Annotated in this window: 1 pseudogene; it reads right to left on the bottom strand. The window is 63.6% G+C overall.

From position 1 onward, the window contains the following. A pseudogene (locus AC0IW7_RS25020) lies at positions 1-133 on the bottom strand (polyamine aminopropyltransferase); the annotation flags it as partial. Positions 134-236 lie beyond the last annotated feature (103 nt).

Below are 236 nucleotides of genomic sequence, written 5' to 3'. Positions count from 1 at the left end.
CCATGACCCGGCCCATGCGCGGGGTCTCGAAAATCACCAGATGCTGATGCTCGGTGCGCACCTCGTGCAGCAGTTTGTCCATGCGAAAACGTTGGCCGTAGCCTTCGTAGAGGGTTTCCTGAGAGTCGCTCATGGCGTTGCTCCTCGGCGCCGCGCCTTGAACGGGCGCGGAAAAAATCGGGGCTGGAGCGCGTCGGCTCCTGGCAAGCGGCGCATTCTACGTGGCCGGCCATGAC

The organism is Pseudomonas sp. AC229, assembly GCF_979254655.1.
This window is presented reverse-complemented; position numbering and strand designations above follow the sequence as displayed.